This is a genomic window from Streptomyces sp. NPDC048584, assembly GCF_043199595.1.
Lineage (GTDB): Bacteria > Actinomycetota > Actinomycetes > Streptomycetales > Streptomycetaceae > Streptomyces > Streptomyces edwardsiae.
Genome location: NZ_JBICWF010000009.1, coordinates 166,174 through 190,925 on the forward strand (window position 1 = coordinate 166,174; position 24,752 = coordinate 190,925).

Consider the following 24,752-nt stretch of genomic DNA (forward strand, 5'->3'; position numbering starts at 1 on the left):
TTAAGGAACCGTATAAATCGAGGGTTAGACTCGCTCCGAGGCAGCCACGGCGTGTGAGCAGGGGAGATGGTCGGAGCATGGCGGAAGCGAGCGGGACGGCCCGGGACCCGGAGGCGGTCTCACGCTTCGTGGAGCACTTCGCGGCCCAGCTGGTCGAGGCCGGCCTGGCCCGTATGCCGGCCCGCGTCTTCGCGGCCCTGCTCGCCTCCGACGCCGGTGTCCTGACCTCCGCCGAACTCGTCGAACAGCTCAAGATCTCCCCGGCCGCGGTCTCCGGCGCGGTGCGCTACCTCTCCCAGGTCCACATGGTGTCCCGCGAACGCGAGCCCGGCTCCCGCCGCGAGCGCTACCGGGTCCACGGCGACCAGTGGTACGAGGCCCTCACCAACCGCGAGGCCATCATCAAACGCTGGGAGGACGCCCTCCGCGAAGGCGTCACCAGCCTGGGCGCGCACACCCCGGCGGGCCGCCGTCTGGAGGAGACGCTCGCCTTCTTCGAGTTCGTCGAGAAGGAGGTCGAGACGATGATGGACCGCTGGCGGGCGCATCGGGAGAAGCGATTCGGGGGCGGGTAGTCGATCCGTTACACTGAGTGGTGACTGGTCCGTTTCAATGGGAGGGCGCATCATGACAGTCATGGCAGAGCGACCGACAATAAACGGCACCGAGCCTGACTGCTTCGGGGAGCTGCTGAGGACCCTCGATGAGCTGGACGTGCCCGACGGCTACCAAGCCGAGATCATCAGGGGGAACATCGTCGTGTCGCCGTGGTCGAAGGCGTTCTATCTCGACGTCATGGAGCTGCTGTGCGAGCAGCTTCGGCCGTATCTCCCTGAGGACCACCGGATCAGTTACGGTCCTTTCCTGTATGTGTTTCCCGGCGTGGAGCGCGCGTACGGGCCCGACATCCACGCGGCGCATCGAGGTGTCAGCCGGAGTACGAGCAATCACCTGGACGGGGAAGCCCTCTCCTTCGTCGCTGAACTGACGTCGTCCTCCACCCGGAACGACGACCTGACCGACAAGGTCCAGGCGTACGGCAAGGCGGGCGTTCCCGTCTATCTGCTGCTCGACATGCAGGAGGAGCAGGCCACGGTCTTCTCGATGCCCTCGGTCAAGGGTTACGAGGCCCGCGAGACCAAGCCCTTCGGCGAGAAGCTGTTCATCCCCGCCCCGTTCGACCGCGTGCTGGACACCACCGGCTTCAACGCGCCGCCCGCTACCGCACCGGCACCGTGAGCCCCCAGGCGCCCTCCCGTACCACCCACGTCCGGGTCCCCACCGGGCCCGACACCGCCGCGTCCGCGCGGTAGCGGAAGTGGGCGCCCGACACCGTCACCGTGCGGGCCCGGGCCAGCAGTGGGGACGCCTCCGCGCCGACCGACGCCGGGCGTACCTCCACCCGGGCCGTTCCGGAGGTGTCCGGGACGACCGAGACACACTCCACCGGCTGGCCCAGATCGACGAGCGTCGCCCCGTCCACCTCCACCCGCAGCCGCGCCGGCCCCGCCTCGGGAGCGGTGACGTAACCGGACGGCCTGGCCGGCACCAGCGTCCGTACGAGCGACCGGCACGTCCGCAGCCACGGATGCCCCGCCTCACCGCCCGCCTCCGGCATCCCCGCCGGGCCCCCGAGCGGCGGGATGCGCAGCGCGCCCAGCACCACCCCGTCGCTGTCGTCCACCAGCAGGTCCATCCGCCGCTCCGCCCCGTCCAGCACGGCCCGCGCCGCCGCCACCGCCCCCGCCGGCACCCCCAGCGACCGGGCGAGGGAGACCGCGCTCCCCACCGGCACCAGCGACAGCGCGCAGCCGGTCAGCTCCCGCTGCCGGTGCAGCAGCGTCACCGCCCGCACCAGCGCACGGTCGTCGCCGACCACCACCGGCCGCCGCGACCCGCGCCGCGCCAGCGCCCGCGCGAACTCCTCCGGACTGTCCGGCAGAGACACCTTCGTCCCCGCCGCACCCGCGCTGAGCACGTCTTTCGCGATGCGGACGGACTCCCCGTCCGTCCGCCGGGCGACCGGATCGATGACCACCAGGAGCTGATCGGACGTAGCGGATGAGGTCCTGGAAGTCGCCACCTCGGCCATGCCTCGCTTCCTCGGGTAGCATCTTTGTGCAAGAGCCCCTTGCGCTGTTGCGCCAGGGGCTTCGTCTATTCCGGGGCATCCGGTCCGACGGTTGGCGGCCAACGGTGGTCGTCGCGGTGCACGCGGCGGAGATTCTCCGTGTGTGTCCCTGACCTTGGACATGCCCCGCCCGGAAGGGGTGTACGCGCGTGCCCGCACTTGTGCTGCTCGGTGCTCAGTGGGGTGACGAAGGCAAGGGAAAGGCGACGGACCTGCTCGGTGGCTCCGTCGACTATGTGGTGCGCTACCAAGGCGGCAACAACGCCGGCCACACGGTAGTCGTGGGCGACCAGAAGTACGCCCTCCACCTGCTCCCTTCCGGAATCCTGTCCCCCGGCTGCACGCCGGTCATCGGCAACGGCGTCGTCGTCGACCCGTCGGTCCTGCTCTCCGAGCTGAGCGGTCTGAACGAGCGCGGCGTCGACACGTCGAAGCTCCTGCTCAGCGGAAACGCTCACATCATCACGCCGTACAACGTGACGGTGGACAAGGTCACGGAGCGCTTCCTCGGCAAGCGCAAGATCGGGACCACGGGCCGGGGCATCGGCCCGACCTACGCCGACAAGATCAACCGCGTCGGCATCCGCGTCCAGGACCTGTACGACGAGTCGATCCTCACCCAGAAGGTGGAGGCGGCCCTCGACGCCAAGAACCAGATGCTCACCAAGCTCTACAACCGGCGCGCGATCGCCGTGGAGCAGGTCGTCGGGGAACTGCTGGGCTACGCGGACAAGCTCGCCCCGTACGTCTCCGACACGGTGCTGGTGCTCAACGAGGCGCTGGAGCAGGACAAGGTGGTCCTCTTCGAGGGCGGCCAGGGCACGCTCCTTGACATCGACCACGGCACGTACCCCTTCGTCACCTCCTCCAACCCGACCGCGGGCGGCGCCTGCACGGGCGCGGGCGTGGGCCCGACGAAGATCAGCCGGGTCATCGGCATCCTCAAGGCGTACACGACCCGCGTCGGCGCCGGCCCGTTCCCGACCGAGCTGTTCGACGAGGACGGCGAGGCGCTGCGCCGCATCGGCGGCGAGCGCGGTGTCACCACCGGCCGTGACCGCCGCTGCGGCTGGTTCGACGCGGTGATCGCCCGCTACGCCACCCGCGTCAACGGCCTCACCGACTTCTTCCTCACCAAGCTCGACGTCCTCACCGGCTGGGAGCAGATCCCGGTCTGCGTGGCGTACGAGATCGACGGCCGGCGCGTCGAGGAACTCCCGTACTCGCAGACGGACTTCCACCACGCGAAGCCGGTCTACGAGATGCTCCCGGGCTGGAGCGAGGACATCAGCAAGGCGAAGTCCTTCTCCGACCTCCCGAAGAACGCCCAGGCGTACGTTAAGGCCCTGGAGGAGATGTCCGGCGCCCCGATCTCCGCGATCGGCGTGGGTCCGGGCCGCACCGAGACGATCGAGATCAACTCGTTCCTGTAGTACGGCGCAGCCGTCCGCCGGCGTCCCGCACGGGCGCCGGCGGACGGGCATGCCCTGGACGTGACGAGCGGTGCCCCGCCATGAACGCGGAGGAGCCGCGGAAGGGGCTCTCCGCGCCGCGGTGAGCCTCAGCTGAAGACGATCATCGAGCCCTGCGCCAGGCTCCGGGTCGCCGCCGCGTGCAGGCCGAGCCAGACGTGGCGTTCGCGGGCGAAGGGGCTGGGGTCGTAGGGGGCGGGGACGGCCGGTTCCTCGAGTTCGGTCGGGCCGTGCGGGGGTTCCGGCGCGGCCGGGGGGTTCGCCGGGTCGATGCCGATGGACGGGGCCACCAGCTCCAGCTCCCGGAGCAGGGCGTGTGAGGAGCCCAACGGGCCGCCGCCCGCCAGTAGTTCGTCGTTGGCGAGGGGGTGGGGGAAGTCGACGGGAACGTACGCGCCCGCGTGGTCGTAGTGCCACACCAGGTGGGCCTGCTGGGCCGTCGTCTCGAACATCTCCAGCAACTGCTCGTAGTCGCCGCCCAGTTCGTCCACCGGCGTGACCGGCAGCCCGCACACCTGGAGCAGATACACCCGCCGCAGGAAGTGCAGCGCGTCGTAGTCGAAACCCGCGACCGGGGCCACCTCGCCGGTCAGTCCCGGCATGTACTGGTACACCGGCACCGGCGGCAGGCCGGCCTCGGCGAGCACCCCGTTGTACTGCGCGAGTTCCTCGGCGAACGGATTGTCGGGCGTATGGCACAACACGTCGACGAGCGGTACCAGCCACAGGTCACAGGCCAAAGAGAGCTCCTCACACAGCACGGTCGTCGTGAAGTCGGTCGTGGTCAGGAAAGCGTATCGGCGCCCGGCGCGGGCGGCTCCCCCCGTGCCGGTCCCTTACCCACACCGCCGTCCGTCAGCCCCTCCACGAGGGAGAGCGAGTCCGCGTTGTACGACTCGGCGATCGCACGCGCCGTATCGATGTCGCGGCGCGACAGCGCGTCGACCAGATCGGTGTGCCGGTCCCACAGCCGGCCCCGCGGATCGGGCAGCCGCCGCAGATGCTGCACCACACACACCCAGGTCTGGACGCGCAACCGGTGCAGGAAGTCGGTGAGATACGGGTTGCCGAACACGGCCCCGAGTTCGCGCCAGAACCGCAGGTCGTAGCCGATGAGGACGGTGACCTCACCGGCGAGGGCCGCACGCTGGGCCTCCTCGCCGCGTCTGCGCACCCCGGCGAGGGCGGCGGCGACACGCGGCTCGTCCGGCCTCAGCTGCGCCAAGTGGCCGGCGGTCAGGGCCTGGAACATCCCGTCGGTCACCAGGGTGCGGGCCTCGATCATGCCCCGGAAGTCGTCGGCGTCGTACGCGTGCACCCGGAAACCCCGGTGCTGGTCGGCGTCGAGCAGCCCCTGCGCCGACAGGTCGACCAGCGCCTCCCGGACCGGGGTCGCGGAGACGCCGTACTGGTCGGCGATCTCCTTCACGGTGAACTCCTGCCCCGGCTGGAGCCGCCCGGCCAGCACCTCGTCACGGAGCGCGTCCGCGATCTGCTGCCGCAGGGTGCTGCGGGTCACGGCACCGTTGCCACTGAAGCCGGGCATGGTCGGGGCGTCTCCCTCGTCGCGTTCGAGTGACGTGTGTACAGATGTGTACGGGCACGCCACCTTACGCGTTCGAATGAACCCCGACGGGTTCGAAAGGGTGCGCGGGGAAAGCCCCGCGCACCCTTCCCTCCGCCGCTACTCCACGTAGCCGTCCGCCACCGACAGCGCCGTGTCCAGCGCCGCCAGGCCCTCCTTCAGCTCCGCCTCGCTCGCGTTGCACGGCGGCACCACATGCGTACGGTTCATGTTCACGAAGGGCCAGATCCCGGCCTCCTTCGCGGCGCCGGCGAAGGCCGCCATCGGGGCGTTCGCCTCCCCGGCCGCGTTGTACGGCACCAGCGGCTCCCGCGTCTCACGGTTGCGCACCAGCTCCAGCGCCCAGAACATGCCGGTGCCGCGCACCTCGCCCACGCTCGGGTGCCGCTCCGCCAGCTCCCGCAGACCGGGTCCGACGACGGACGCGCCGAGCGTCGCCGCGTGCTCGACGATCCCCTCCTGCGCCATCACCTCGATCGTCGCGACGGCGGCGGCGCAGGCCAGCGGGTGCCCCGAGTACGTCAGCCCGCCCGGGTACGGCCGCTTCCCGAACGTCTGTGCGATCGTCGCGGAGATGGCGACGCCGCCCAGCGGCACATACCCGGAGTTCACGCCCTTCGCGAAGGTCATCAGGTCCGGGACGACGTCGTACAGATCCGCCGCGAACCATGTCCCGGTCCGCCCGAACCCGGCCATCACCTCGTCCAGGACGAAGACGATGCCGTACCGGTCGCACAGCTCGCGCACCCCCGCGAGGTAACCGGGGGGCGGCGGCATGATGCCCGCCGTGCCCGGGATCGTCTCCAGGACGATCGCGGCGACGGTCCCCGGCCCCTCGAAGGCGATCGTCGTCTCCAGGTGCTCCAGCGCCCGCGCGCACTCCTGCTCCTCCGTCTCCGCGTAGAAGCGGGAGCGGTACAGGAACGGCGCCCAGAAGTGCACGACACCGGCGGTGCCGCTGTCGGACGCCCAGCGGCGCGGGTCACCGGTGACGTTGACCGCCTGCTGGGTGCCGCCGTGGTACGAGCGGTAGGCGGAGAGCACCTTGGGGCGGCCGGTGTGCAGCCGCGCCATCCGGATGGCGTGCTCCACCGCGTCGGCCCCGCCGTTGGTGAAGAAGATCTTGTCCAGGTCGCCGGGGGTCCGCTCGGCGATCAGCCGTGCCGCCTCCGACCGCGCCTCCACCGCGAACGCGGGCGCGAACGTCGTCATCCGCGCCGCCTGCTCCTGGATCGCGGCGACGACCCTCGGATGCTGGTAGCCGATGTTCGCGTACACCAGCCCGCTGGTGAAGTCGAGATAGCGCCGGCCGTCGTGGTCCCAGAAGTACGACCCCTCCGCCCCGGCGACGGCGAGCGGGTCGATGAGCTCCTGGGCGGACCAGGAGTGGAACACATGCGCACGGTCGGCGGCCTTGACGGCGGCTCCGGCCTCGGGGTTCGGCTGAGGGGTCATGCCGCCGAGGGTAGGCGGGGCCGGTACGTCCACGACATCGGCGGCCTGTCTGCGGTGGGGGACTTTCCGCGACAGGGTGTCGACAGGAGGCGGACGCGCCCCCGGCTCCCTGTTACGGAACCGTAGAGGTCGCCCAGCTCATCGGTCACCGGCCCCGCACTATCCTCGGGATGTTGCTCATTGGGGGGAGGCGGCGCGGCGATGGACAAGCTCGGGCCGGGGGATCCGCGGGAGATCGGCGCGTACCGGCTGCTGGCGCGGCTCGGGGCCGGCGGCATGGGGCAGGTCTATCTCGCCCGCTCCGACCGGGGGCGCACCGTCGCCGTGAAACTGGTCCGCGGGGAACTGGCCCGGCAGGAGGAGTTCCGGGCGCGCTTCCGTCAGGAGGTGCGGTCCGCGCGGCAGGTCGGCGGCGACTGGACGGCGCCGGTGCTGGACGCGGACACGGAGGCGCCCGTGCCGTGGGTGGCCACCGGGTACGTCGCCGGGCCCAGCCTCCAGCAGGTCGTCGGGCACGATCACGGGGCCCTGCCCGAGCGTTCGGTACGCATTCTCGCCGCCGGTCTCGCGCACGCGCTGAAGGACATCCACGCCGCCGGGATCATCCACCGCGACCTCAAACCGTCCAACGTGCTCGTCACCATCGACGGCCCTCGCGTCATCGACTTCGGGATCGCGCGGGCGCTGGAGACGGTCACCGACGGCGGCCTCACCCGTACCGGCGCGCTCGTCGGCTCGCCCGGCTTCATGGCGCCCGAGCAGGTGCGCGGCGACCGCGTCACACCGGCCTGCGACGTGTTCTGCCTCGGCTCGGTGCTCGCGTACGCCGCCACCGGCACGTTCCCGTTCGGCACCGCCAACAGCGGTGTGCACGCGCTGATGTTCCGCATCGCCCAGGAGGAACCCGACCTGGAGCGGGTGCCCGAGGGGCTCGCCGATCTCGTACGCGACTGTCTGCGCAAGGATCCGGCGGCGCGGCCCACGCTGAACCAGGTACTGCAGCGCACCGGCGCCGACGACACGGTGGCCGACGGCCGCTCCCGCGACCCCTGGCTGCCGAGCGCCCTGGTCGCCCAGCTGGGCCGCCACGCGGTCCGCCTCCTGGACGCGGAGGACCCGGCACCGGCGCCGGCCACTCCCTGGCCCCCGCCGGGGCCCACCGACGCGGCGGACCGGCGGACGCCGCCGGGACCGGCCTACCCCGGCGCACCCGCGCAGGGTCCCGCCGTACCGGCGGCCGGTCAGCAGACCCCGCCGGGACCGGCGTACCCGGGTGCGCCCGCGCAGGGCGGTTCCGCGGGACCGGACGCTCCCGCCGTACCGGGGGGCGGCCGGCCGGAGGGGCCCCCGGTACCGGGCGCCGGTCAGCAGGTCCCCGGTGTGCCCGCCGGGGGGCAGCAGGCTTCGCCCGGCCCGGCGTACCCCGGTGCGCCCGCGCAGGGTCCTGCCGGCGGGACCCCCGCAGGGCACCCCGGTGGTCCCGCCGGAGCGGGTGTCGTGCCCGGACCGGCCCATCCCGGCACCCCCGCCGCGGGTCACCCCGCCGTCACCCCCGAGCACGCCCGCGCCGGCGACGATTCCGCCGTACCGCCCCCGCCCGGGGTGAACCATCCGCCCACCCTCGTCGCGGGTCAGGGCGTCCCCGTTCCGGCCCCGGCGCCGGGACCGTACGGGCATCCCCAGCCGCCCGCGTACGGCTACCCGTACAGCGGTGGCCACGGCGCAGGGCAGACCCCGCCCTACGGACCGCCGCCGTACCTGCCCGCGGCGCCCGCACCGCGCAGGGACAGCCGTTCCACCGTGCTGCTCGTGGTGATCGCCCTGGTCGTCGCGCTCGCCGCCGGCGGCACCGTGTACGCCCTGATGAGCGGCGGTGACACCGGCCACCGGGCCGGCGGCGACCCGACCACCCCGCCCCCGACATCCGCCGGCGCGTCCCAGGGCGCCGCCCCCGACGACCCGTCCCCGACACAACGGCCCAGCACCTCCGCGCCCGCCGAGGGCACCGTCCCCGCCGACTACCTGGGCAGCTGGTCCACCACCATCGACAACGCGAGCGGGGAGCACACCCGCACCCTGACCATCCAGCAGGGCGAGGTCGGCGACACCGTGATGTCCCTCGTCGCCGACGGGCCCGCCGGCAGCGGCACCTATCACTGCGTCTTCGAGGCCCGCCTCACCACCGACCCCGGCTCGGGCGGCCGCCTGGAGCTCGGCCCGTCCTCCGTCACCGCCGGCGAGCCGCGCAGCGCCTGCACCCCGGGCGCCGCCAGCACGATCACCCTGCTCTCCGGCGACTCCCTCCAGCGCGTCAACACCGGAACCGGCGAACAGCTCACCTACACACGCGGCTGACCGTTCGACGAACTCCCGTCGACGGACAGCCCCGGCCCTGACGTGCGGCCGTACGGTGGCCACCCGGCGCGACGGAGTGGCTGACCGCGGAGAACCTGGTGGCCGTGGTGACGGCGATCCTCGGCAGCGCCGCCTGCTCGTACCCGTACCGGGGAGATCGAGTACGCCCCCACCTACGGACAGCCTCCGGCGGACCCGCTCGCGTCGGGTTTCCCGACGTATCCCACGCGCGGCAACGGCCAGGACGTGATCCGTACCCCGGTGGGGGCCGGGCTGTGTTCGGGCCGTGCCGTGAGGCCGGCAGGACCGCTCAGCGGGGCTCGGGCGGGCGCTGGCGGGGCATGTTGGGGCGGGCAGGTCCGTGCGGGGCCGGGAGGCGGCCGTGCGGGAGGGCGGTTTCCGGGCGTCCCGCCCCCGCCACCGCCGTCAGCACGCCCAGCGGCGCGCCGCCCGCGCGGAACTCCACCATCCAGTCCGCCGTCTCGACCCGTACCAGCTCGGTGACGTCCTCCGAGAACCGCCGCAGCACCGACAGACACCGCTCGGCCGCCTCGCTCGCCGTGCCGTCCGCCGGACCGAGGACCTCGCGCACGCACTCGGACGCCCAGTCGAACTGGAACGCCCGCAGCCGCCGCTGCACCGCCTGCGCCGTCGCCATGTCCCGCATCCAGCCGGACGTCGTCCCGAAGAACCGGTCCCCGGCCACACAGGCCACCCCGAGCAGCAGCGCCAGATACCCCCAGGGCGCGCACCCGTCGGCCACCCTCGTCAGATCGAGCAGCGGCAGCGCGGCCCCGGTCAGCGCGCCCGCGGCCGTCCCCGCGCGCAGCGCCCACGCGCACCGCCGCTTCCACGCCCGCTCCGCGAGATACCAGGCGGCCGTGTCCAGCGCCCCGCGCTCCACCCACCGGTACAGCTCGTCCAGCCGGACCGCCGGTTCGCCCCAGTCCCCGAGCGGGAACTCCCGCCCCTCCAGGTCGCCCGGCCGGGGCCCGGCCGCCCCCTTGCCCCGCCCGTCATGAGGCCGACCCTCGGGCTGCATCTCCGGCTGACCCACCCGGTATCTCCCTACTGACCCCTGCTGACTCCGGCTACCGTCTGTCCATGAAGTGTGACGCCAGGTGCTCGCGCGCCTGACCCTTCCTACCGCCCAACGGGTGGCGGCGCCGGGGGTTCGGGCTCTTTTTCGCCCGGAAGATGGCCGTGATCAGGTATAGGGCCCCGGGGGTGACTCACTCGAAAGAGTGCCGGGGCGACGGCTCCCGCAACCACGTAGGCTCGTGCCGAACGGTAAAACCCTTACCGACGGACCGACCAAGGAGCCCAATCGTGATCCCCGGTGGTGGCCAGCCGAACATGCAGCAGCTGCTCCAGCAGGCCCAGAAGATGCAGCAGGACCTGGCCAAGGCGCAGGAGGAGCTGGCGAGGACCGAGGTCGACGGGCAGTCGGGAGGCGGCCTGGTGAAGGCCACCGTGACCGGCTCCGGCGAGCTGCGCGGCCTCGTGATCGACCCGAAGGCGGTGGACCCGGAGGACACCGAGACCCTCGCCGACCTGATCGTGGCGGCGGTCCAGGCGGCCAACGAGAACGCGCAGAACCTCCAGCAGCAGAAGCTCGGCCCGCTGGCCCAGGGGCTGGGTGGCGGCGGCGGGATCCCCGGTCTCCCGTTCTGACCTTTCCGGCCTTTCTAAGAAGGCTCGCGGGCCTCTACGGTACGTACTGAAGGAACACCAGGAAGGGACGGCAGTCCGTTGTACGAAGGCGTGGTCCAGGACCTCATCGACGAGCTGGGGCGGCTGCCCGGCGTCGGTCCCAAGAGCGCGCAGCGGATCGCCTTCCACATCCTCCAGGCGGAACCGACGGACGTACGGCGCCTCGCGCACGCGCTGATGGAGGTCAAGGCGAAGGTCCGCTTCTGCGCGACCTGCGGGAACGTGGCGCAGGAGGAGCGGTGCAACATCTGCCGCGACACCCGCCGCGACCCGGCCGTCATCTGTGTGGTGGAGGAGCCCAAGGACGTGGTCGCCGTCGAGCGCACCCGCGAGTTCCGGGGCCGTTACCACGTCCTGGGCGGCGCGATCAGCCCCATCGACGGGGTGGGCCCCGACGATCTGCGGATACGGGAACTTCTCGCACGGCTGGCCGACGGTACCGTCACGGAGCTGATCCTGGCCACGGACCCGAATCTGGAAGGCGAGGCCACGGCGACGTACCTCGCCCGCATGATCAAGCCCATGGGCCTGAAGGTCACCCGCCTGGCCAGCGGCCTCCCGGTGGGCGGCGACCTGGAATACGCGGACGAGGTGACCCTCGGCCGCGCCTTCGAGGGGAGACGACTCCTAGATGTCTGATGCCACGCTGCACGCGACGAACCAGAACCCGGACGACTTCGCGGTCCAGATCGCGGATCAGATCGAGAGCTTCCTGGTCGCCGTCACGGAGGTGGCGAAGGGCGACGAGCCGGACTCGGCGGTCCCCTTCCTCCTCCTGGAGGTCTCCCAGCTCCTCCTGGCCGGCGGTCGCCTGGGCGCGCACGAGGACATCGTCCCGGACGAGCGCTACGAGCCCGACATGGGCCCGGAGGCCGACGTGGACGAACTCCGCGAGAACCTGGCCCGGATGCTCGAACCGATCGACGTCTACTCCGAGGTCTTCGACCCGTACGAGCTCCGTAAGGCCCCGGTGCCGGCGCGTATCTCCGACGATCTCACCGATGTCATCACCGACCTCCGCCACGGCATGGCGCACTACCGGGCCGGCCGGACCACGGAGGCCCTGTGGTGGTGGCAGTTCTCCTACTTCTCCAACTGGGGCTCCACGGCGTCCGCGGCGCTGCGCGCCCTCCAGTCCGTCGTGGCGCACGTGCGTCTGAACCAGCCCCTGGCGGAACTGGACGGCCTCGACACCGACCAGGGTATGGGCGACGACACCCTGGAGTTCGAGGCGGGCCAGGTCATGGCGGAGGAGATCGGGCAGCCGCTGGGCGTCCGCCCGGTCACGTGATCAACGCGGGCAAGGGCACGGCGCTGGACCGGGGCGGACACGGCCCGGTCCGCCCTTCCCGGCGTGTTCGTCCGATCTCGGGCGCCCGTCCGCTCCGTACGGCGACGGCGCGGCTGAGTCCGTGTGACGCGGGGCACTTTTCCGCGTGGGCCGCGTCGGGATGGGCATGAGCCCCCTGCACGGGCGCCGGGAGTCTCATCATGCGATATCGCGGAGGGGTTTTTCGGGCGCTCGATAGACTGAGCCGACCGCAGCGCACACCTAGGTGGGCGGACTGTGGAAAACGACGGACTGAGCGAGGAGCGCACGTGGGCCTTGTCGTGCAGAAGTACGGAGGCTCCTCCGTAGCCGATGCCGAAGGCATCAAGCGCGTCGCCAAGCGGATCGTGGAAGCCAAGAAGAACGGCCACCAGGTGGTCGCCGTGGTTTCCGCGATGGGCGACACGACGGACGAGCTGATCGATCTCGCCGAGCAGGTTTCCCCGATCCCTGCCGGGCGGGAGCTCGACATGCTGCTGACCGCCGGGGAGCGGATCTCCATGGCCCTGCTGGCCATGGCGATCAAGAACCTGGGCCACAACGCCCAGAGCTTCACCGGCAGCCAGGCAGGTGTCATCACCGACTCGGTCCACAACAAAGCCCGCATCATCGATGTCACGCCGGGCCGGATCAAGACCTCGGTCGACGAGGGCAACATCGCCATCGTCGCCGGGTTCCAGGGCGTCAGCCAGGACTCCAAGGACATCACCACGCTCGGCCGCGGCGGCTCCGACACCACGGCCGTCGCCCTCGCCGCCGCGCTCGACGCCGAGGTGTGCGAGATCTACACGGACGTCGACGGTGTGTTCACCGCCGACCCGCGTGTGGTGAGCAAGGCCCGGAAGATCGACTGGATCGCGTTCGAGGACATGCTCGAACTCGCGGCCTCCGGTTCCAAGGTGCTGCTCCACCGCTGTGTGGAGTACGCCCGCCGGTACAACATCCCGATCCACGTCCGCTCGTCCTTCAGTGGACTGCAGGGCACGTGGGTCAGCAGTGCGCCGAGGAAGCAAGGGGACAAGCAGGTGGAGCAGGCTCTCATCTCCGGTGTCGCACACGACACCTCCGAGGCCAAGGTCACGGTCGTCGGTGTGCCCGACAAGCCCGGCGAGGCGGCCTCGATCTTCCGCACGATCGCCGACGCCCAGATCAACCTCGACATGGTCGTGCAGAACGTGTCCGCCGCCTCCACGGGACTGACGGACATCTCCTTCACCCTCCCGAAGACCGAGGGCCGCAGGGCCATCGACGCCCTGGAGAAGAACAAGGGCACCATCGGCTTCGACTCCCTGCGCTACGACGACCAGATCGGCAAGATCTCCCTGGTCGGCGCCGGTATGAAGACCAACCCGGGCGTCACCGCCGACTTCTTCACCGCGCTCAGCGACGCCGGTGTGAACATCGAGCTCATCTCGACCTCCGAGATCCGTATCTCGGTCGTCACCCGCAAGGACGACGTGCCGGAGGCCGTCCGCGCCGTGCACTCGGCGTTCGGACTGGACTCCGACAGCGACGAGGCCGTGGTCTACGGGGGCACCGGCCGCTGATGGCCGAGTCCGTACGACCCGGGCGTTCCGGGCGGCCGACGCTCGCCGTCGTGGGGGCGACCGGAGCCGTCGGCACGGTCATGCTGCAGATCCTGTCCCAGCGTGCGGACGTCTGGGGCGAGATCCGACTGATCGCCTCCCCGCGCTCGGCCGGCCGCAAGCTGGCCGTGCGCGGCGAGGAGGTCGAGGTCGTGGCGCTCACCGAGGAGGCCTTCGACGGCGTCGACGTCGCGCTGTTCGACGTACCCGACGAGGTCTCCGAGCGGTGGGCGCCGGTCGCCGCCGCGCGGGGCGCGGTGGTCGTCGACAACTCGGGCGCGTTCCGGATGGACCCGGACGTGCCCCTCGTCGTCCCCGAGGTCAACCCGCACGCCGTACGCAGGCGTCCGAGCGGGATCGTCGCCAACCCGAACTGCACCACCCTGTCGATGATCGTCGCGCTGGGCGCGCTGCACGCCGAGTTCGGCCTGCGCGAGCTGGTCGTCTCGTCGTACCAGGCGGTCAGCGGCGCCGGGCACGCGGGCGTGCGGACCCTGCGCGAACAGCTGTCCCTGGTGGCCGGTACGGAACTGGGGACGCACCCCGGTGACGTACGGCGGGCCGTGGGCGACAACACCGGGCCGTTCCCGGAGCCGGTCGCGCTGAACGTCGTACCGTGGGCCGGTTCCCTGCGCGAGGACGGCTGGTCGTCGGAGGAGATGAAGGTGCGGGACGAGACCCGCAAGATCCTCGGCCTGCCCTCCCTGCCCGTGGCGGTCACCTGCGTACGTGTCCCGGTGGTCACCGCGCACTCCCTCACCGTGCACGCCCGCTTCGAGGGCGAGGTCACCGTCGACGGGGCGCGCGAGATCCTGGCCACGGCACCCGGCGTGGTCCTGTTCGACAACCCGGCCGCGGGGGAGTTCCCCACCCCCGCCGATGTCGTGGGCACCGATCCGACCTGGGTCGGGCGGGTACGGCGGGCCCTCGACGACCCGACCGCGCTGGAGCTCTTCGTGTGCGGGGACAACCTGCGCAAGGGAGCGGCGCTCAACACCGCGCAGATCGCCGAACTGGTGGCGGTTGAACAGTGAAAAGTTCTGGATCGCACAGGATTCGTTTGTAGGATCTGTGTGAGTCCTGTGAGCGCCGATCATGGGCCGGATCGTGGGCCGGGGCCCTTGATCAGGCCGTTCCGGCGACAGAGGATGGAACAGGGCCCGTAGGGGCCTGTACGAGAGCCTGCACGAGGATTCACCTCCCCGTTCTCCGCAACCGCGCGGAGGGCGGGGAGCGTCTTTGCGTTCACCCCTATCGGGTGGCGTGGGGACGCTGCTCTCCGGACGTGGGGACGGCCGGAACCGGGCGTGGGGACGCCCGTTCATATGGGACACAGGGGAAGAGCGGGACACATGAGGGCATTTGGCATGCTGTCGGTGGTACTGCCCGAGGGCGGGCGGCCGCTGGCGCCGGCCGCCGCAAAAGTGACGCCCGGCGCGTACAACCCTTACGGGGGGAAGCGTGTCCAACTGGCGTGGCAGAGGTACTCGACTTCACAGCGCCGCGCGGCACGGCCCTACGGCCGCCCCGTCAGGCCCGCCGACCCCGCTTGTCCGGCGCGTCCGGCGGCGGCATGCCGGTGATCGCGCCCATGCCCGCAGCGCGCCCCACTCGCATACCCGGTCAGCGTGACGGCACCGACGACGCCGTGGCGGCCGGAACCACCGTCGACCATCTCACCGAGACCTACCGGGCGCACTACCGCTCGCTGCTGGGCCTCGCCGCGCTTCTCCTCGACGACACCGCCTCCTGCGAGGACGTCGTCCAGGAGGCGTTCATCCGGGTCCACTCGGCCCGTAAACGCGTCCGGGACCCCGAGAAGACCCTGGCCTATCTGCGGCAGACGGTCGTCAACCTGTCCCGTTCCGCGCTGCGCCGCCGCATCCTCGGCCTGAAGCTGCTCTCCAAGCCCATGCCCGACATGGCGAGCGCGGAGGAGGGCGCCTACGACCAGCTGGAGCGCGACTCCCTGATCCAGGCGATGAAGGGGCTGCAGCGCCGACAGCGCGAGGTGCTGGTGCTGCGCTACTTCGCGGACATGACGGAGGCACAGGTCGCCGAGACCCTCGGCATCTCGCTCGGCTCGGTGAAGGCGTACGGCTCACGCGGCATCGCGGCGCTACGGCTGGCCATGGGGGCCCCGGCATGAGTGACGCCGAGAAGGCACGCCGCGAGGAACCCGCCCCGGACCCCGAGAAGCCCCGGACCACCTCCGCCGGGCGGGAGCCCGAGGACGCGGCAGCGTCCGGGGGCCCGCCTGAGCCCGGCGACGCACCGGCGTCCGGCGAGGCACCGGCGTCCGGGGACACCCGGTCGTCCGGGGGCGCGGGGTCGTCCGGGGACGTACCTGGGCCCGGGGGCACGCGGTCGTCCGGGGGCGCACGCGCGTCCAGGAGCGTACGTGCGTTCGAGGGCGCGGCGGCGGTCGGGGACGGGCACAAGCTGAAGCACACGCACGCTGGGAACGGAACTGTGAACGACGGCCTGGACGAACAGGGCTCCGAGGGGCTCGACGCGGACGAGCTGGCACTGCGCGCCATGCTGCGCCAGGCGGTCCAGGAGGTGGAGCCGGACGACGGCACCCTCGACTATCTGCGCCGGGCCGTTCCCGTCCGCCGGGCCCGCAAGCGCCAGGCCCTCGTCGGCATGGCGGCCGCCGCCCTGTTCCTCGGCACCGCCGTGCCCGCCCTCGTCCATGTCTCGGGCACATCGAGCTCCGGCGCCAACCCCTCCACGGTCGGCCACGCCTCGCAGGCGCAGGGCGGCACCGGTCAGGGCAAGGACAAGGGCAACGGCGAGAGCACCGCGGGCGGCGCCTCCGACGAGGTCGAGGGCACCGACAAGGGCGACACCGGCGACAAGGGGAAGACCGGCGAGTCCAACGGCTCCGGCGCGGGGACGACGGAGGGGACCGACCCCTCGTCCAGCCTCTCCGCCGACACCCCCGCCTGCACCGCCGCCCAACTGGGCCCGGCGACCGCGTCCAGCGCCGCCCCCGACACGACGGGCGCGGTCTACGGCTCCTTCCGGGTCGGCAACGTCTCCGCCGAGACCTGTACGGTCGAGTCCGCCGGCCTGGTGACCGCGGCCCCGCAGGGCGTGGCGGACGCCACCAAGGTGACCTCGGCACGGCATGTGGCGGGCGACGCGGCGGCCGGACTGCCCGACCCCTCCCTCGAGTCGATGACACTGGTGCTCAAGCCGGGTGCGGCGTACGAGGTGAAGTTCGCCTGGGTGCCCTCCGAGCCGTGCGCCCCTCCGGGCGACACCACGGGCGGCGGCACCGGCGGCCCCTCGACCGACCCGACACCCACCGGCGACCCGACCACGACGGCCGGGACGTCCACGGGCACCGACAGCGGTACGGCCGCCCAGCTGGTCAGGGAGGACGGCGGCCCGGCCGACGGCAGCGTGGCGATCACGTACACGTCACCCACGGGTTCGGGCTCGGCCACCACGACGGTGAGCAACGCGTGCGCGGGCACGGTGTACTTCACGGGGCTGCTGACGGCGGTGTGACCGGGGCGGCGGCGGTGTGCCGGGCGCGGTCGCGCCCCGCCCGTCAGGGTCGGACCGGTCAGACCGCCGACGGGCTCGACCGCTCCGGCTCGGGCCGCTCGTCCCCCTCCGGGACCAGACCCAGCTCCGCGTCGCGGGCGAGCTCCAGCTCACGGCGGAACAGACGGAACCACATGAAGATCACGAAGCCGACGAAGGCGAACCACTCGGCGGTGTAGCCGAGGTTCTGGAACGCCTTCAGGTCCAGTCCGGTGCCGCTGGGCGCGGTCGCCGGGACCGCCTTCATACCGGAGTCGCCGTCGTTGAGGGTGACCCAGGCGTCGTAGAGGTCGAACTCCACGAGGTTCACCAGGGACGCCGAGCTGATCGCCGCCGTCTGCCCGGCCGGCAGACCGCCGCGGGCGCTGACGCCGTTGCTGCCCGGGGTCTCGGACGCCTGGAGCGCGCCGGTGACGGTGACCTCACCGGTGGGCGCCGGCGGCACCTCGGCCGGGTCGGGGTCGCCGGGCAGCCAGCCCCGTACGACGGGCAGCGCGCGGTCGGCGTCGGTGTGCAGCAGCGTGAGGACGTAGTAGCCGTCCTTGCCGTCCAGCTGACGGTCCGGCACCAGGAGCTGGGTGTCGTACCGGCCGGTCGCGGTGGCCTGCTTGCCGGAGGTGGCCTTGGTCACGGGCAGCAGGCCGTCCAGCGGGGCGGGCTCCTCCCGCTTGTCCGAGGCGACCCGCGCCTCGGCGTCGCGGTGGTCGTCGACCCGGTCCTCGAACCGGCCCAGCTGCCAGGACCCCAGGAAGATGCAGAAGGGGATGGCGAGCAGCAGGGCGACGTTGATCCCCCACCAGCGTGGCGTCAGCAGAAACCGGTACACGCCTTCAACGGTACGGGCCCGCGCGTGGTTCCCGTCCTGCGGGGGTCGCCGTGCGCGTCCCGTGCCGGAGGCCCGGCCGGTGAGAGATCGGGAAGAAGTTGTCCACAGGCTGGGGACCTCGGCGGCACGATGTCCCCGGGGACGGGCAGTATGGGGTCATGACTGAGAGCAACGGGTCCGACGCGCCGGACCGGGCGGACCACCAGACCGAGCGAGTGGCACAGGGCGCGGGCATGCCCGACTGGGAGAAGCGTTTCCGGGCGCCCAGGGTGTCCCTGCCCGACTGGGCGGAGGACGCCCCCGACCGCTCCCTGTTCGTGTCGAACGCGACGGGGACGTACGAGCTGTACGCCTGGGACCGGGCGAGCGGCGAGCAGCGGCAGGTGACACACCGGCCCAACGGTACGACGGACGGGGTGCTCTCGCCGGACGGCGAGTGGATCTGGTGGTTCGACGACAAGGACGGCGACGAGTTCGGCGTCTGGCGCCGGCAGCCGTTCGCGGGCGGTGAGGACGAGCTCGCGGCCCCGGGCCTGGACGCCTCCTACCCTGCCGGTCTCGCCCTGGGCCGCGACGGCCGTACGGCGGTGGTGGGCCGCTCCACGGACGAGGACGGTACGACGATCCATCTGGCCCGTACGGGCGAGGCGCCGGTGGAGATCTACCGGCACCGCGAGTCGGCGGGTGTGGGGGACCTCTCCCACGACGGTTCGCTGATCGCGGTGGAGCACACCGAGCACGGCGACGCGATGCACTCCGCGCTGCGGGTGATGCGCCCGGACGGTACGACGGTGGCGGAGCTGGACGACACCAGGGGCGGCACCGAGGAGCTGGGCCTGGAGGTGCTGGGCTTCGCCCCGGTCGCGGGCGACACCCGGCTGCTCATCGGGCATCAGCGGCGCGGACGCTGGGAGCCGCTGGTGTGGGACGTGGCGACGGGGGAGCAGACGGACCTCGCGCTGGAGCTGCCCGGTGACGTGAGCGCCGAGTGGTGTCCGGACGGCACGGGTCTGCTCGTCGTGCACGGTTTCGAGGCCCGCGGCGAGCTGTTCCGGTACGACCTGGGCGCGCGCCGCCTGGTGGAGATCCCCACCCCGCGCGGCGCGGTCTCGGGTGCGACGGCCCGGCCCGACGGCAGCGTGGAGTACCTGTGGTCGTCGGCGGCCGAACCGCCGGCCGTGCGTTCCACGGCGGGCGGCGTGGTCCTGGACCCGCCCGGCATGAAGTCGCCCGGCTCGGTCCCGGTGGAGGACGTGTGGGTGGAGGGGCCCGGCGGCCGTATCCACGCGCTGGTCCAGAAGCCGGCCGGCGTCACCGGCCCGCTCCCGACCGTCTTCGACATCCACGGCGGCCCCACCTGGCACGACAGCGACTCCTTCGCCGCCGGCCCGGCCGCCTGGGTGGACCACGGCTACGCGGTGGTCCGCGTCAACTACCGCGGTTCCACGGGCTATGGCCGCGCCTGGACGGACGCGCTGAAGCACCGGGTGGGCCTGATCGAGCTGGAGGACATCGCGGCGGTGCGGGAGTGGGCGATCGGCTCCGGTCTCGCCGACCCGGCCCGGCTGATCCTCACCGGCGGCTCCTGGGGCGGCTACCTCACCCTGCTCGGCATCGGCACCCGGCCCGACGCGTGGGCGCTGGGCATCGCGGCCGTCCCGGTCGCCGACTACGTCACGGCGTACCACGACGAGATGGAGGCGCTGAAGGCGATGGACCGCACGCTGCTCGGCGGCACCCCGGAGCAGGTCCCCGACCGCTTCGAGGCGTCCTCGCCGATCACGTACGTCGACGAGGTGACGGCCCCGGTCTACATCTCGGCGGGTGTCAACGACCCGCGCTGCCCCATCCAGCAGATCGAGAACTACGTCAAGCGCCTGGAGTCCCGCGACGCGGTGCACGAGGTCTACCGCTACGACGCCGGCCACGGCTCCCTGGTGGTCGACGAACGCATCAAGCAGGTGCGTCTGGAGCTCGACTTCGCGGCGCGGCACCTCCCGTAGGACGGCGTCCCCCGTCTCCGGCGGCCGCATGGCGGTGGGTCATGCGGCCGGTACGGCGGGGGCCGGATCGGGGTCGGGGTCGGACAGGTGGGCCCGCCGGGGCAGCAGGAGCGGGGTGGCGAGCAGCAGCACGCCGGACATGGTGATCGCCGCGAGGGGGCTGGTCAGGGTGGCGAGGACGCCCCAGACCACCATGAGGGCGGCCTGGACGAGTTTGGTGCTCACGCTCCAGGTGCTGAGCACCCGGGCGGTGCGGTCCATGGGGGTGCGGCGCAGCCGCTCGGTGGCGTGCACCGGGTTGAAGACGCCCATGCAGATGATCAGCAGACCCTCGACGACGATCACGGTGAGGAGTCCGGGGACACCGGGCCCGACGAACGCGAGGCCGAGCGGGAACAGCGAGCGCAGCCAGCCGAACACGGTCATGATCCGGTACCGCCCGTGCCGCCGGACGAGGCGCGGGGAGAGGCGGGCGCCCACGAAGCCGCCGAGCGCCGGGACGCCGAAGGCGAGGCCGTACTGCCAGGCCGGGAAGTGGTACGTGTCGAGCAGGAGGACGGCCAGCACCGGGGAGGCGGCCATGATCAGGCCGCCCACCAGGGACGAGTTGAGGAACAGCCGCCAGAGCACGGGGTCGTGGCGGATGAACCGCCAGCCGTCGAGCAGCCCGGCCGCCCGCGACCCCGCGGCGGGGTCGCGGGGTGCGGCGACGTCTCCCTCGCGGATGCGGAGGATGCCGAGGGCGGAGAGCAGATAGCTGACGGCGTTGGCGAGGACCGTGACGACCGGGCCGAACATTGCGATGAGGGCGCCGCCGAGGGGTGGTCCGACGGCGGTGGCCGCCCAGTTCGTGCCCTCGAACCGCCCGTTCGCGACGAGCAGCCGGTCGCCGTGGACGAGATACTTGAGATACGCGCCGGACGCGGCGGTGAACGCGATGTTCGCGGTGCCGCAGACGACCGAGACGACGAGCAGCTGGCCGTAGGACAGCACACCGAGGACGTACGCGGCCGGCACGCTCGCCATCGCGAGGAACCGCAGGACGTCCGTCCCGATCATCACGGGCCGCTTGGCCCGGTGATCGACCCAGGGCCCCAGCGGAAACGCCACGACGGCGGCAACCGCCAGCCCCACGGCATCCAGCAGGGCCACCTCGAACGCGGAAGCCCCCAACACCCGAACAGCAAGAAACGGAAACGCCCCGAAGGCCACCCAGGTCCCGTACGTACTGACGGCATAGGCCCCCCACAACCACCCGAACCCCCGCACCAACCCCTCCACTCCACCGCAACAGCAGGCTCCCACGCCGCCGTAGCCGTAGGCTCCCACGCCCCGTAGCTGCGGGCACCCACGCCGCCGTAGCCGTAGGCTCCCACGCCCCGTAGCTGCGGGCAGTCGTGCCGCTGGGGCGGCACGGGTGGGCGCAGCGGCACCCCGCGAACGCGGGCAAGTGAAACCGCCCCGCGCCCAGCGCAGCGCCCCGCGCCCCGCGCAGCGCCCCGTGCCCAGCGCAGCGCCCCGTGCCCAGCGCAGCGCCCCGTGCCCAGCGCAGCGCCCCGCGCCCCGCCGGCGCGGGCGCCCGCACACCCACCGCGCAAGCGAAAAAGCCCCCCGGCTAAACCCCCCGCCGAGCCCGCCGCCCCAACAACTCCGCCAGCCCCCGCCGAGTCGCCGCCAACACAACCCGATCCTCCGCCCGCAGCACATACGTATCGGGCAGATCCCACACCAGCCCCGCCCCCGAAGCCCCCGAAGCCCCCTCCGCCGTGTCGAGCGCCAGCACCCGAACCGCCCCCGCCCGAAACGCCTCCCCCACCGTCCGCCCCTCCAACCGCTGATGCCCCCGCACCCTCACCGCCGCGAACAGCAACACCCGCCGCTCCACAGGAATCGCCCCCAGAATCTGCCGCCCCATCATCGCCCCGGCGAAGGCCGGCGCAGCCAGATGCGACACACTCCGGCTCCGCGTCAGCGCCCCCGGATGCGCGGTCCGCAACGTCCGGTACACCGCTTTCGCGAAGTCGTCGTCGTACAGCCGCAGCACCGTCCGCAGATCCTGCCGCACCGACCGCGCATACAGCACGGCCTCCAGATTCGTGGTGTCCACACTGGTCAGCGCGAGCAGCGCGTCCGCCCGGTGGATCTTCGCGGCCTCCAGCACCCCCTCCTGCGTCACATCGCCCAGCACCACCGGCACCCGCAGCCGCCGCGCCACGGCCATCCCCCGCGCCTCGGGATCGGCCTCGACGCACACCACCGGGATGTGCAGCTCCCGCAGCCGCGTCAGCACCCGCGTCCCGATCTTGCCGAGACCGAGCAGCACCACATGCCCGCTCAGCCCGCGCGGCGGCTTCCGCAGCGCCGACGCCGTACGGAAGGTCCCCAGCGCCTCGAGCACGGCCGCCAGCAGCACCGGCAGCAGCAGCAACCCCACCAGCATGGACAGGAGTTGCAGCACCTGCTGCCCGGTGGACTGGTGGTGCGCGGGCTCGTTGATCGCGAAGAGGTCGAGCAGGGTGACGTAGGTGGCGTGCAGCGGATTGTCCCGGGTCACGATCGTCAGCGTGACGGCGAGCGCGATCACCGCCGCCACCAGCCCCGCCAGCGACCACCGCAGCCGCCGTGAGAACAGCGAGGCGAACGGCGGTCCGCCCCGCCGGGCGGGCAACGGCGGCCCGGAGTACGACACCTGCTCCAGTACGACCGTCCCGCGCCCGGTCGCGGCCGCCACCGCCGCCGCGTCGGGCAGCAGTTGCGGCCCCTGGTCCCCGCTGTCCTCCGAACCCTCGGCGCCGGCCGGGTCGTTGCTCGTCGCGGAGAGCAGTGCCAGCGTGCACAGCCCCGGATCGGCCACCTCGCCCGGTGCGGGAGGCCGGCGTTCCACCGCGCGCAGCAACAGCCCCTCCGCGTCGACGACCTTGCTGGTGCCGACGAGCGCGGTGGCGACCAGCGCGGGCGCGGCCGTGTCGGCGTCGGACAGCACGGTCGTGGCGATGTCGGCCCCGCCACGCTCCACCGGCCCGTCGCCTCCCAACGCTGCCGCCTGGTCCAGCAGTTCCTCGATGTGCTGCCCCAGCCGCCGGTTGTACAGACGCAGTACGAGCCGCAGCCGGGGGTTGAGCCGGCGGGCGGTCAGCGCGGCACGGATGTTGGTCTCGTCGTCGTCGTACACCAGCGCCAGCGCGGCGGCCCGATCCACACCCACCTCGGCGAGTACGGCCTCGCTCGGTTCGGCGGCCTCCACGATCCGCTCGCCGGGGGCCAGGGTGTCGTCGGATCCCCCGCTGTTCCGGTTGACGGCGGTCACCACCCGGTCGAGCAGCGCCGCGGAGACCGCGCGGGCGCGCCCCACCATCGGCTCCCGTACGCGGTGCCCGGCCGGCGGTACGACGAGGACGACCTGTTCGCGGTACACCTCGCGCAGTTCGGCGGCGAGCCGGTGGGCGAGTCCGTCGTCACCGCACACCACCATGTGCGCCGAAGGGTCGCTGGGCGGGGCGGGGTTGGGAAGGAAGCTCACCACAGGGGAAGAGACTGCCTCATCGTGACGGGTGGTTCCAGGCCGGCCCTGAACGGCCGCGCCCCGCCCCGCGTATGAAGGGAGGGGGCCGAGCGGCCCCGCCCCCTCGCGCGCGCACATCCGGAGGTGCACCCGGCCCGTGGCCACCACCACCACACCCACGCGCGGAACGGAAGAACCGCCGCGACACGAGGACGAGCAGGCCCCCGACGAGGACTCCCGCCACCTCACCTCCCCCCTCCTCCTCACCCTCGTCCTCCTCACGGCGGTGATGTTCCAGGACCCCGTCCGCCGCGCCCTGGCCGCCCCGGTGATGCAGAGCTGGATGACGGTGTTCGTGGCGGTGGTCCTCCAGGCCCTCCCCTTCCTGGTGCTCGGTGTCCTGCTGTCGGCGGCGATCGCGGTGTTCGTTCCGCCGTCGTTCTTCGCCCGCGCCCTGCCGAGACGCCCCGCGCTGGCGATCCCCGTCGCCGGCGCGGCGGGCGCGGTGCTGCCAGGCTGCGAGTGTGCGTCCGTCCCGGTGGCGGGCGCGCTGGTACGCAGGGGAGTGGCGCCCGCGGCCGCCCTGGCGTTCCTTCTCTCCGCGCCCGCGATCAACCCGATCGTGCTGACGGCGACGGCGGTCGCGTTCCCCGGCAACCCCGAGATGGTCCTCGCCCGTTTCGTCGCGAGCCTGCTGGTGGCGTGCGCGATGGGCTGGCTGTGGCAGCGTCTGGGCCGCGCCGACTGGCTGCGTCCGCCCGCTCGTTCGTCGTACGAGGGTCAGGGCAGGGGTGTGGCGTTCTGGGGCTCGGTCCGGCACGACGTGATGCACGCGGGCGGTTTCCTGGTGGTCGGCGCGATGGCGGCGGCCACGCTGAAGTCGGTGGTGCCGGCGGAGTGGCTGCGCGCGGCGGCCGGCAACCCGGTGCTGTCGGTGCTGGCGCTGGCGGCCCTGGCCGTACTGCTGTCGATCTGCTCGGAGGCGGACGCGTTCGTGGCGGCGTCACTCACCCAGTTCTCGCTGACGGCGCGGCTCACCTTCCTGGTCGTGGGGCCGATGATCGACCTGAAGCTCTTCGCCATGCAGGCGGGCACGTTCGGCCGCGCCTTCGCCCTGCGCTTCGCGCCGGCGACCTTCGTACTGGCGGTGCTCGTCTCGGCCGTGACGGGAGCGGTGCTGCTGTGAAACCCGAGAAACCCGAGAAGCCCGTGAAGTCCGAGAAGCCCGCGAAGTCG

21 protein-coding genes are annotated in these 24,752 nt (G+C 72.3%); 13 read left to right on the top strand and 8 right to left on the bottom strand.

Annotation, left to right across the window (positions count from 1 at the left end):
* The first annotated feature begins 77 nt into the window (after nt 1-77).
* Nucleotides 78-575 (top strand): GbsR/MarR family transcriptional regulator, encoded by a 498-nt coding sequence (locus ACGFR9_RS21195; RefSeq protein WP_393210802.1) that lies wholly within the window; start codon nt 78-80, stop codon nt 573-575.
* Nucleotides 576-636: 61 nt separating this feature from the next.
* Nucleotides 637-1,239, top strand: a complete 603-nt coding sequence (locus ACGFR9_RS21200; protein WP_393210805.1) for a Uma2 family endonuclease — start codon at nt 637-639, stop codon at nt 1,237-1,239.
* On the opposite strand, the gene ACGFR9_RS21205 is transcribed toward ACGFR9_RS21200, so the two are convergent.
* Nucleotides 1,220-2,092, bottom strand: a complete 873-nt coding sequence (locus tag ACGFR9_RS21205) for a diacylglycerol kinase family protein (RefSeq protein ID WP_393210807.1) — start codon at nt 2,090-2,092, stop codon at nt 1,220-1,222. The genes ACGFR9_RS21200 and ACGFR9_RS21205 overlap by 20 nt on opposite strands.
* A 188-nt stretch (nt 2,093-2,280) precedes the next feature.
* Between ACGFR9_RS21205 and ACGFR9_RS21210 the strand changes: the two genes are divergently transcribed.
* Nucleotides 2,281-3,564 (top strand): adenylosuccinate synthase, encoded by a 1,284-nt coding sequence (locus tag ACGFR9_RS21210; protein WP_393210810.1) that lies wholly within the window; start codon nt 2,281-2,283, stop codon nt 3,562-3,564.
* A gap of 128 nt (nt 3,565-3,692) precedes the next feature.
* On the opposite strand, the gene ACGFR9_RS21215 is transcribed toward ACGFR9_RS21210, so the two are convergent.
* The 3 genes from ACGFR9_RS21215 to ACGFR9_RS21225 all read right to left on the bottom strand — a co-directional run bounded on the left by ACGFR9_RS21215 (nt 3,693) and on the right by ACGFR9_RS21225 (nt 6,643).
* Nucleotides 3,693-4,343, bottom strand: coding sequence for a hypothetical protein (locus ACGFR9_RS21215; RefSeq protein ID WP_030229344.1), 651 nt, complete (start codon nt 4,341-4,343; stop codon nt 3,693-3,695).
* Between the two features lie 44 nt (nt 4,344-4,387).
* The gene (locus tag ACGFR9_RS21220) at nt 4,388-5,149 is read right to left on the bottom strand and encodes a GntR family transcriptional regulator (protein WP_393210813.1); all 762 of its coding nucleotides are present in this window, start codon (nt 5,147-5,149) and stop codon (nt 4,388-4,390) included.
* Nucleotides 5,150-5,287: 138 nt separating this feature from the next.
* Nucleotides 5,288-6,643 carry an aspartate aminotransferase family protein gene (locus ACGFR9_RS21225; protein ID WP_393210816.1) on the bottom strand — a complete coding sequence of 452 codons (1,356 nt, stop codon included), beginning with the start codon at nt 6,641-6,643 and terminating at the stop codon, nt 5,288-5,290.
* Nucleotides 6,644-6,844: 201 nt separating this feature from the next.
* On the opposite strand from ACGFR9_RS21225, the gene ACGFR9_RS21230 reads away from it, so the two are divergent.
* Nucleotides 6,845-8,998 (top strand): protein kinase, encoded by a 2,154-nt coding sequence (locus ACGFR9_RS21230; RefSeq protein ID WP_393210819.1) that lies wholly within the window; start codon nt 6,845-6,847, stop codon nt 8,996-8,998.
* A gap of 310 nt (nt 8,999-9,308) precedes the next feature.
* Here the strand turns inward: ACGFR9_RS21230 and ACGFR9_RS21235 are convergent, their stop codons facing one another.
* Nucleotides 9,309-10,055 (bottom strand): SLATT domain-containing protein, encoded by a 747-nt coding sequence (locus tag ACGFR9_RS21235; protein WP_393210822.1) that lies wholly within the window; start codon nt 10,053-10,055, stop codon nt 9,309-9,311.
* Between the two features lie 272 nt (nt 10,056-10,327).
* Between ACGFR9_RS21235 and ACGFR9_RS21240 the strand changes: the two genes are divergently transcribed.
* From ACGFR9_RS21240 to ACGFR9_RS21270, 7 genes are all read left to right on the top strand, one after another.
* Nucleotides 10,328-10,672: a YbaB/EbfC family nucleoid-associated protein gene (locus ACGFR9_RS21240; RefSeq protein ID WP_078621659.1), complete on the top strand. Its 345-nt coding sequence runs from the start codon at nt 10,328-10,330 to the stop codon at nt 10,670-10,672.
* Nucleotides 10,673-10,750: 78 nt separating this feature from the next.
* Nucleotides 10,751-11,350 carry a recombination mediator RecR gene (recR, locus tag ACGFR9_RS21245; protein WP_393210825.1) on the top strand — a complete coding sequence of 200 codons (600 nt, stop codon included), beginning with the start codon at nt 10,751-10,753 and terminating at the stop codon, nt 11,348-11,350.
* Nucleotides 11,343-12,002: a DUF5063 domain-containing protein gene (locus tag ACGFR9_RS21250; RefSeq protein WP_030229353.1), complete on the top strand. Its 660-nt coding sequence runs from the start codon at nt 11,343-11,345 to the stop codon at nt 12,000-12,002. The genes recR and ACGFR9_RS21250 overlap by 8 nt, the downstream gene beginning before the upstream one ends.
* Before the next feature lie 308 nt (nt 12,003-12,310).
* The gene (locus tag ACGFR9_RS21255) at nt 12,311-13,588 is read left to right on the top strand and encodes an aspartate kinase (RefSeq protein ID WP_393210828.1); all 1,278 of its coding nucleotides are present in this window, start codon (nt 12,311-12,313) and stop codon (nt 13,586-13,588) included.
* Nucleotides 13,588-14,661 carry an aspartate-semialdehyde dehydrogenase gene (locus ACGFR9_RS21260; protein WP_393210830.1) on the top strand — a complete coding sequence of 358 codons (1,074 nt, stop codon included), beginning with the start codon at nt 13,588-13,590 and terminating at the stop codon, nt 14,659-14,661. The genes ACGFR9_RS21255 and ACGFR9_RS21260 overlap by 1 nt, the downstream gene beginning before the upstream one ends.
* 539 nt (nt 14,662-15,200) lie before the next feature.
* Nucleotides 15,201-15,776 (top strand): SigE family RNA polymerase sigma factor, encoded by a 576-nt coding sequence (locus ACGFR9_RS21265; protein ID WP_393211248.1) that lies wholly within the window; start codon nt 15,201-15,203, stop codon nt 15,774-15,776.
* 323 nt (nt 15,777-16,099) lie between these two features.
* A complete protein-coding gene (locus ACGFR9_RS21270; protein ID WP_393210833.1) occupies nt 16,100-17,146 on the top strand; it encodes a hypothetical protein in 1,047 nt (348 codons plus the stop codon).
* Nucleotides 17,147-17,204: 58 nt separating this feature from the next.
* Here the strand turns inward: ACGFR9_RS21270 and ACGFR9_RS21275 are convergent, their stop codons facing one another.
* The gene (locus ACGFR9_RS21275; RefSeq protein ID WP_393210836.1) at nt 17,205-18,011 is read right to left on the bottom strand and encodes an SURF1 family protein; all 807 of its coding nucleotides are present in this window, start codon (nt 18,009-18,011) and stop codon (nt 17,205-17,207) included.
* Between the two features lie 158 nt (nt 18,012-18,169).
* Here ACGFR9_RS21275 and ACGFR9_RS21280 point away from each other — a divergent pair, with 158 nt between their 5' ends.
* Complete coding sequence (locus tag ACGFR9_RS21280; protein ID WP_393210838.1) at nt 18,170-20,014, top strand: S9 family peptidase; 1,845 nt, start codon at nt 18,170-18,172, stop codon at nt 20,012-20,014.
* 39 nt (nt 20,015-20,053) lie between these two features.
* Here ACGFR9_RS21280 and ACGFR9_RS21285 read toward each other — a convergent pair whose 3' ends face one another.
* Together ACGFR9_RS21285 and ACGFR9_RS21290 are read right to left on the bottom strand one after the other, a co-directional pair.
* The gene (locus ACGFR9_RS21285; protein ID WP_393211250.1) at nt 20,054-21,319 is read right to left on the bottom strand and encodes an MFS transporter; all 1,266 of its coding nucleotides are present in this window, start codon (nt 21,317-21,319) and stop codon (nt 20,054-20,056) included.
* Nucleotides 21,320-21,629: 310 nt separating this feature from the next.
* Entirely contained in the window at nt 21,630-23,486 is a 1,857-nt protein-coding gene (locus tag ACGFR9_RS21290; protein WP_393211253.1) for an NAD-binding protein, read from the bottom strand.
* Between the two features lie 187 nt (nt 23,487-23,673).
* On the opposite strand from ACGFR9_RS21290, the gene ACGFR9_RS21295 reads away from it, so the two are divergent.
* Nucleotides 23,674-24,702 (top strand): permease, encoded by a 1,029-nt coding sequence (locus tag ACGFR9_RS21295; RefSeq protein ID WP_393210841.1) that lies wholly within the window; start codon nt 23,674-23,676, stop codon nt 24,700-24,702.
* Nucleotides 24,703-24,752 lie beyond the last annotated feature (50 nt).